The sequence below is a fragment of the Cupriavidus yeoncheonensis genome (assembly GCF_905397275.1).
In the GTDB taxonomy this organism is placed as follows: Bacteria; Pseudomonadota; Gammaproteobacteria; order Burkholderiales; family Burkholderiaceae; genus Cupriavidus; species Cupriavidus yeoncheonensis.
On sequence record NZ_CAJPUY010000020.1, the window covers coordinates 136,319 to 144,089 of the forward strand.

The following is a 7,771-nucleotide window of genomic DNA, read 5'->3' on the forward strand; positions in this document are numbered from 1 at the left end:
GACCGTGCGAGGGGGCACACCGATCATTCGTTCCATCAGGTGCCTTCTGCAAATGACAGGGGCCGTGACATGTTGATTTTCTGTCACCCGGAGTAATTGATGAAAGAAGCTGCGTCCCCGTCGGTATGCAATCGCGTCAAGGAGAAACTGTCGAGAAACGAACTGGTGCTCTCGATGACCGTGCGGTTGGTCCGAACGATCGAAATCGCCGTGCTTGCCAAGAGCGCAGGCTTTGATTCACTGTATATCGATCTGGAACACAGCAGTTTTTCGCTGGAGACGACGAGCCAGATTTGCATGGCAAGTTTCAATCTCGGCGTGGCGCCTTTTGTCCGTCTGGCCAGCACTGCGCCGGAATATATCGGGAGGGTATTGGACGGGGGGGCGGTCGGGATTATTGCCCCGCATATCCAGTCCGCTGCCGACGCGGAAGCGGTTGTCCGCGCGGCGAAATATCCTCCCCTTGGCACACGGTCATTCACCGGCTCGCTGCCGCAACTGGAGTTTCGCAGCTATCCGAGTACCGAGATATTCTCGGCACTCAACCAGTCGACGGTGGTGATGGCCATGATCGAGTCTGCCGACGCGCTGGATGCGGTGGAGGAAATCGCCGCGGTGGACGGCGTCGACGTGCTCTTCATCGGTACCAATGACCTTTGCGCCTCGCTCGGGATTCCCGGGCAACTCGATCATCCACGGGTGCGTGAGGCCTATGTCAGGACCATCGACGCATGCCGCAAGCGCGGCAAGCACGTTGGCATCGGTGGCCTGGTGTCGAATCCGAAACTGGCGGCCGAGTTCGTGGAGCTGGGTGCCCGCTATGTCTCCACCGGTACGGACTTGTCCTTCCTGAGCAGCGCGGCAAACGCCAAGGCATCCCAGATGCGGGATCTTTGCGCCGGCTGAGACAGCCGCCCCAGCCGAATTGGCGTCGTCGTCGACGTCAACGGTAGGTTGAAGTCGTTCCCATTCGCCTATGCCAGTCGCCAGGAGATTCCATTGGTGCTGGCGTCGGCTCATTGCCCATGAAACAAGGAGTACGTTATGCCAAAGGCCTACTGGATCGCTTCGTATCGCTCGATTAATGACCCCGTTGCGTTGGGTGAATACGGCAAGCTTGCCGGCCCTGCTCTGCAGGAGGCCGGGGGCCGGTTTATCGCGCGCGGTGTCCCGGCGATCGTCTACGAGGCGGGAGTCAGCCAGCGGACCGTGCTGATCGAATTCGACAGTGTCGAACAGGCGATTGCCGCGCATGACAGCAGTGCTTATCAGGAGGCCCTGCGAGCCCTCGGGAGCGGCGCGGAACGGGATGTACGCATTATCGAAGGCGTCGCTTAAAGCATCGCACCGGACGGTCGCCGCACGGTCCGGTGCCGTTCGCCACGAGGATGAGGCCCGGCGCGTCCGGCGTGTAACCGGGGTGACTCGGCAGGAAACAGGTATGTCTCCAAAACAAGCAACGGAGCACGATGGGCGTAAGCCCAATTCGGTTGGCGAACTGTTCTTCGTCTTCACCTGGCTCGGATTGCAGGGCTTCGGTGGCGTCCTGCCAGTGGTCCAGCACGAATTGGTGGAACGCAAGCGCTGGCTCACGCGGGAAGAGTTCGTCGAGGATTGGGCCGTCGCACAGGTCATGCCCGGGCCGAACATCATCAATATGGCATTGATGATTGGCGGGCGAGCCTTCGGGTTGCGTGGTGCAATGGCTGCGTTAGGCGGCATTCTCCTTTTGCCGCTATTGCTGCTGCTGTCGCTGGAGCTGTTGCACGCGCGATTCGCGCATTACGCTGGCGTAGCAGGGGCCCTGCGCGGCACGGGAGCAGTCGCCGCAGGATTGTTCGCCGCTGTGGGCCTCAGGCTGCTTGGCGCGTTGCATGCTAACCCCTTGGGAAGGCCGCTGGCGATCGCGCTCGGTCTCTGTTGCTTTGCCGCGGTGGCGGTATTCCACTGGCCGCTGCTCTATGTGCTGTTGAGTCTTGGCACGTTTGCCTGCCTGCTCTGCTACCGCAACCTGAAATCATGAACGACAGTATCACGCTCGCGCTGGGTATTGCGGACTGGCAAAATCTCTTCTTTCATTATTTGTCGCTTTCCTTGATGTCCATCGGCGGAGCCATCACGACGGCCCCCGAGATGCATCACTACCTGGTGGAGCAGAAGCACTGGCTCAGCGATGGTCAATTCAATGCGTCGATGACCATGGCTCAAGCTGCGCCTGGACCCAACGTGCTGTTCGTTGCGCTGCTTGGCTGGAATGTCGGCATGAACGCCGGGGGCGGATTCATGACGGCCATGCTTGGCGTAGCGTTGACGATGTCCGGCATCCTGCTGCCAAGCACGACATTGACGTATCTCGCAGCGCGATGGGCGCACCGCAACAAGAACCTGCGCAGCGTGGTCGCGTTCAAGCAAGGTATGGCACCAATCGTCATCGCGCTGATTGTCGCGACAGCGTGGACCCTGGCGAGGGCAAACAATCCTTCGGAGGATTGGCGGCTGTGGGGAGTGACAATATGCACTGCACTCCTGCTCTGGCGTTGCCGCCCCCACGTCCTATGGCTGCTGGGTGCGGGGGCGGTCTTGGGTTGGTTCGGCATTGTTTAGGTGAAGCGCATAGATTGCCTGAGTCGATTGTTTAGTCGACCTCAATCTTTACCCACCTCACCGTAAGCCTCAAAGTCATGCTTGACGGACATCTGTAGATCCGATGCGGAGCCCGACCAGGCATCCGGCAGCGTCCAACGTCGCCTTCACCTCCGGATCGTCCATTACCTCTGAAACGTCGGTACTGACCAGCTCATGGCTTCCATTGATGTTCCAGCGGGTGGGAAGATCCCAAGCTGGACGGCACACTTCCGACGCTACGACCGTGCGGAAAGCATCTACGGCTTTACGCGAAAATGCTCAATCGACTGGCCGGCGTTCATGGCGCGCCGCAGCCAGTCCGGCAGGTCCCCGTGACCGTCCCATGTGTGGCCATAAGCGTCCCGAAAGCAAACCGAACGGGCGGGGGGACTGGCGAGGGACGCTCCCTCACAGAAACAACCTGCCTTCTGTAAGTCGGCGAGATGCAGGCCATATCTGGCCATCTGCGTCTTGATCCATAGGATCGTCTCAGCGCGCTCGCGCAGCAGTTGGGTCTCGGAATCCCGGAGAAGAGCGGAGGGCATGCGGGCGGAAGAGTTGGATCGAACCAGCAGGGTGGCCGCCGGACAGGGCAGGCCATCGAAGCCAGACGCCAGAGCGATTCTAACGGGTGCATCACGCCCCAGGTCTGCACCTAACCCTCGGGATTTACCCGCGCCCGCCCGCCAGGCATTGCGCTTATCACAATGCGTCGCGCGGAGCGAAACTGCGGGGCGCCAGATGAAGGCTATGCATCAGGCGCCATTCACCCTTCGAGTCTGATGGGATCCGAACGGGTGACCAAAGCAGCAGCGGATCGGGAGACGGCTTCGTCGCAGCCTAATTGCTCCCATGGACTCAGGTCTTCTGGTCGAGAAGCCAGCGACGGAGCCGTTCACAAGGGCGGACCGTAGTTGGTGTAGGGCAGGATTCGGTGCAAATCAACAAAGAAGGGACACGCGGCGCAGCGCCTTTCAAGCGCGACGTTCGATCAAAGGCTATTCAATTCCTGTGTGAACTCGGGCAGAAGAACAGCGGGTTCCTGTTCCAGCCATCGTCCTCGCCCGATCAACCAGGCGGCAGCCGGGTGGTTGCGCAGGGAATCCGGGACCCCTTCGATATTCCAGGTCCGTTCAAGTGGGAGGGAGTGAGACTGCAATAGGGAGACGGCGGCGTTCGGGATCCATACCTTAGCGTCGTCACCGGCATCAGTGGCTGATGTCAGCAAGAGGCCGATCTTTAGCCCATTGGGGTCCAGGTCCCCAAAGTGCCGCCAGCGTGTGGAAGGTGGGAGCCGGGCGCGCAGCCGGCGGACGTTGGGCAAATTCCACCCGGGGCTGTGGACAAGAAAACAGTCGTCGGGCTTCTTGATGTCGACAAAGGCCCCGATGTTTTCGACGGTCAATAGCAGACGTGGCGGGGTGCCTGCAAAGACCCAGCTTTCAGATAAGCCACGGTCAGGGAATGGCGTCTCCGTGAGACTTTGTTGATACGCGTGGAGATCGAGCTCTTCGCCAGTTGCCGTGCGCAGCCGCAGCCCGACATTGACGCGTGCGCGAACGGTATCATCCGTGGTGATGATCCCTGTGTCCGGTCGGCTGACTTCCCTGGCTTTGGAATGGGCTCCCGCCCACGCCGCCCACGTTTTGCGGTTGAGCTGGGGGAAGTCGGCCGGTGCTTCCAGATGGTCGCGACGAAGAGATCGTAGCGTCCGGGTCTCGATCGGCAGGCCGCGGGACTGAATCTTTGCCGCCACGTCGCGATACTCCGGCCACCGGACCGTCAGAAAGCGTTCCAGGTCGGGCAGCCGGTCCGGGACGATGGCAAGCACGTCTCGGCGCGGCGTCGTGCATAGGATGCCCACGTCGTCGAGTTGGTTCACGAAGTCACCGTTCGACTTCGTGCGGGCAATCTGTCCTGTGAGGAGTAGCCGCAAGGCCGCGATCTTCAAGCCGTCTTCTTGCCAGTCCATTCGAGCCTCCGTCCTTCGAAGGTGACCAACTCACGCCCGTTGTAGAGTTTGCGTACCAGTGAGAAGATCGTCGCGCTGCGCGGCTCTTCTAGCGCCGGGCCCGCCACCAGTGCCTGAACGTCCATCGCCTGGCAGAACTCGGTCAACGTGTCGAGCGATTCGGCGTCTAGGCGTTGCGCTTCATCCAGCAGAATTTGCTGCATGCAGTGGCCAGCGGAAGCCCCACTGATGCGCCTTAGGACCTCGTTCCACGTACGAAGGATCATCACGAGAATCGCCGCGCCAACGCCAATCGCCTCGCCGGTCGAGAGGCCGGTTGCCGAATCCCATGCGCCTGTCAGGCGTCGTACTTTCACCCTGAGCGTCACGTAGTTGCGGTAGTCGAGCAACTCCGAGCCTTTGATGCGTCCGCCGCCGACGCGCTCGTAAAGCTTTGAGAGGGTGTCGTCAAGGGTGGCGTCCGTATCGAACAAGGATTGTCCGCCATCTTCTTTGAGTGCAGCCAGCATCGCCGCCATCATGGGCGGCTCCTCGCGCTCGATGTGAATGCCTGAGATGGATCCGAACTTCACGTGCTCCAACTCCCGATTCAGCCGGATGACCAGAGTGGCGACCGTGCGCAAGAGGGAGGCGATGCCGCGTGACACATCGGTCGAGCGGTTACGCATCTCCTTCTCCTGGGTTTGCAGCGTGCGGTGCAATTCCACGAGCTTTTCGCGCATTTGAGCGAGTGCGACGCGCGGCTCGTCACTGGACGCTATGTTCCGGGGAATCCTTGCCTCGATGTGGGCGAGCACGCACGCCCAAATGCGCAGCGTTTGGAGGGCGAGTTGGTCCTCGCCTGCGTTGTGGTCGTCGAATGCCGACACCGCCTGCACGACATCCGCATGGGCCTTTAGTCGCTCAAGTAGTGTCCCCTTATGGCGCGTCGCGTCGTCGAACAGCCGGGTAGTTGGTTTCCGCCCTTGGAGAATTTCTTGCCGGTTGATCTCAGAGTTGATCTTGCCTGCAAGGGCCTGCCGGGCAATTTCCGCTTCGAGTTCGCGCTTGACAACCCGCTCGCTCCGCCATGCCCGGAGGCGTAGTGCGAGGTCATTCTTCGCGCGTAAATGATCGTCCACCAGTCGACGCAACTGTTCTTCGACGCGCACCGCCTCTGTGGACACTGCTTTCCCCTCGGACTGGGTCTTCTTCAATGCCTGCTCGGCCGCGTCCAGCGCGGCCTTGGCCACGTCGCGCTCTTCTGGGGTTCCGGCGAGGCCTGTGGCTTGCAACTCGCCGGCGAGATGCTTGTGCGATTCATTGGCCACATGATGTTTGCCCGCGCGTTCGTTTTCTGCTTGGCGTGCGGCATCCAGGCCGTCGTTGGCGGCCTCCAACTGGAACGTGGCGACATTCAGGCGCACCTCAGATTTGCGGCGCCGGACGCTCAGCGCCTCCATGACGCCGGATTTTTGCTTGTGCAGTTTCTCATCGCCCGCGAACTGGAGATCGGCGGCGACTGTGAGCAGCGCCCCGAGGGCTTCGCCGGCCCTTGCCTCCGCCCGCCGTTTCAGGTCGAGCTCCGCGACGGCTGCATTCAGCGCAGCGATGCGGCCGGTGTCGGGTACGAGGTTGAGGACTGGTATGCCTTGCACGACCGCCTCGACCCGGTCAGAAAATCGGGTCATCCAGCTTGCGGCCTCACGGCAGATGCGCAGGTCGCTGTCCAGGCGTGAGATGACGTCAGCGTAGAGAGGTGGATCGAGCAGTTCGTGGTTCGGTTCGAGTTCGGCAAGTTGCTGCTTACGATCGAGTGCAGTGGCCAACGCGATTCTGTCGCGGGTGAGGCCTGTGTCCACTTCGGACAGGTTAGTTCGGATTTCCCCGTCCCGTTCGTGCTCTTTTTCGAGCGCAGGGCCGGGATCTTCCCGCCATGCCGCCGCGGGCAGCGCGAGGCAGCGGTCGGCAATCTCCAGCATTTTCTGCAGCGATCCGCTTTGCGTGCGCAGGTCCGATAGATTCTTCTCGACCTTGGCCTTCTCCTCTTCGAGTCGGCTGGCCTCCGCCTCGCGCGCCCTGCGCCCCAGAATCGGGCGATCTGGACGGCGGGTCAGGCGAACGCCGGCGCAATCGACGCCGTCGCCGACCAGTTCGCTATCCTCGAGTGAAATGCCCAATTGCTGGGTGGGGGCATAATCCGGGCGGACAAAGAGCAAGTTATCGGGGCGGACTTCCAACATGCTCGCTTCCTTGGCAGCCGCTTCGGGGTTCTCGACTACAATCGCCTCCGTCCATTGGCCGAGACGGGCTTGTGTGCGCGCCGCCGTCTCGATATCGAGCTCCTCAAACTGACTTGCGACCAGGTCGCCGTCCAAGTGCTCCGCAACCGAGCCGACGAGCGGATCGATGGTGCCATAGCTGGAGCGCAACGAGCGAATCGACTCAGATAACTCGCGCAGTCGTTTTTCCAGTTCGCGCCGTCGGTCTGACGCCGCGACCAGGCGAGCGCTGATGTTCTGGCGGGCGTCTTCGAGGTCGAAGCGATCTTCGATGCTTGCGCGATCGGCATCCCACTCGCATAGTTGCTGTCGGTATTCGCTGCCCTGACGGTAACACTTGTCGGCTTCCGTCAATTGCAGAAGGGCCTGCTGGACCTGCGCCTGTTCGTCAAGCAGTTTGGTTTTTCTCGCAATCCTCTTCTGTTGAGACGCTTCGCGTTCGCTGATTTCGCGACGTAGGGTGGCGCTGGCTTCCAGTAGCGCCATGCCACTATCGATCCCTAGTTCTGCTGCGGCCCTGCGGGTCTTCGCTTGCTGATCGCTCGCCCGGCTGGCTTTGAACCGATCGAGTTCTAGTTCTGGAACACGCTTTCCGTCGGCGCGCATGTTCCGCAGTTTTGTGTCCAACGCGATGGCGCATGCGTGCGCACTGGCAGTCGAAACGGGGATGCTGTCTTCATCGCAGATGGCTTTGAGCTGCCGGTAACGTTGCTCGAACTCCCATTGGTGAGCCTCAGTGGCGCTGAGGTCAGTCGACACCTGTAGTCGCTGCTCAGTGAGCGCATCGCCGGTTGCATCCGATCCCCGGCGGCCACCCAAAGTGCCCCACTTATGGCCACCCAAACTGCTCCACCCTAGCCACGGTGATCTGACGCATTGAACACGGTGCGTCGGGCGCCGCGAAGCTCGACAG

The 7,771-nt window shown here is 61.2% G+C and carries 7 protein-coding genes; 4 read left to right on the forward strand and 3 right to left on the reverse strand.

What is annotated here, in order from left to right:
- Positions 1-99: 99 nt before the first annotated feature.
- From KHO22_RS24680 to KHO22_RS24695, 4 genes are all read left to right on the forward strand, one after another.
- The gene (locus KHO22_RS24680; protein ID WP_211949805.1) at positions 100-906 is read left to right on the forward strand and encodes an HpcH/HpaI aldolase family protein; all 807 of its coding nucleotides are present in this window, start codon (positions 100-102) and stop codon (positions 904-906) included.
- Positions 907-1,044: 138 nt separating this feature from the next.
- The gene (locus KHO22_RS24685; protein ID WP_078201661.1) at positions 1,045-1,338 is read left to right on the forward strand and encodes a DUF1330 domain-containing protein; all 294 of its coding nucleotides are present in this window, start codon (positions 1,045-1,047) and stop codon (positions 1,336-1,338) included.
- Positions 1,339-1,441: 103 nt separating this feature from the next.
- Positions 1,442-2,023, forward strand: a complete 582-nt coding sequence (locus KHO22_RS24690) for a chromate transporter (protein WP_211949806.1) — start codon at positions 1,442-1,444, stop codon at positions 2,021-2,023.
- Entirely contained in the window at positions 2,020-2,604 is a 585-nt protein-coding gene (locus tag KHO22_RS24695) for a chromate transporter (RefSeq protein WP_211949807.1), read from the forward strand. The genes KHO22_RS24690 and KHO22_RS24695 overlap by 4 nt, the downstream gene beginning before the upstream one ends.
- Before the next feature lie 278 nt (positions 2,605-2,882).
- Here KHO22_RS24695 and KHO22_RS24700 read toward each other — a convergent pair whose 3' ends face one another.
- The 3 genes from KHO22_RS24700 to KHO22_RS24710 all read right to left on the reverse strand — a co-directional run bounded on the left by KHO22_RS24700 (position 2,883) and on the right by KHO22_RS24710 (position 7,617).
- Positions 2,883-3,170 (reverse strand): H-NS family nucleoid-associated regulatory protein, encoded by a 288-nt coding sequence (locus KHO22_RS24700; RefSeq protein WP_211949808.1) that lies wholly within the window; start codon positions 3,168-3,170, stop codon positions 2,883-2,885.
- A 446-nt stretch (positions 3,171-3,616) separates the two neighbouring features.
- A complete protein-coding gene (locus tag KHO22_RS24705) occupies positions 3,617-4,597 on the reverse strand; it encodes a hypothetical protein (RefSeq protein ID WP_211949809.1) in 981 nt (326 codons plus the stop codon).
- A complete protein-coding gene (locus KHO22_RS24710) occupies positions 4,573-7,617 on the reverse strand; it encodes an SbcC/MukB-like Walker B domain-containing protein (RefSeq protein WP_211949810.1) in 3,045 nt (1,014 codons plus the stop codon). Before KHO22_RS24710 ends, KHO22_RS24705 begins: the two co-directional genes overlap by 25 nt.
- Positions 7,618-7,771: the final 154 nt, after the last annotated feature.

Bases quoted from the DNA above. Each gene is read 5' to 3' on its own strand.
- KHO22_RS24680 (WP_211949805.1), top strand. From the start codon at position 100: ATGAAAGAAGCTGCGTCCCCGTCGGTATGCAATCGCGTCAAGGAGAAA.
- KHO22_RS24685 (WP_078201661.1), top strand. From the start codon at position 1,045: ATGCCAAAGGCCTACTGGATCGCTTCGTATCGCTCGATTAATGACCCC.
- KHO22_RS24690 (WP_211949806.1), top strand. From the start codon at position 1,442: ATGTCTCCAAAACAAGCAACGGAGCACGATGGGCGTAAGCCCAATTCG.
- KHO22_RS24695 (WP_211949807.1), top strand. From the start codon at position 2,020: ATGAACGACAGTATCACGCTCGCGCTGGGTATTGCGGACTGGCAAAAT.
- KHO22_RS24700 (WP_211949808.1), bottom strand. From the start codon at position 3,170: ATGCCCTCCGCTCTTCTCCGGGATTCCGAGACCCAACTGCTGCGCGAG.
- KHO22_RS24705 (WP_211949809.1), bottom strand. From the start codon at position 4,597: ATGGACTGGCAAGAAGACGGCTTGAAGATCGCGGCCTTGCGGCTACTC.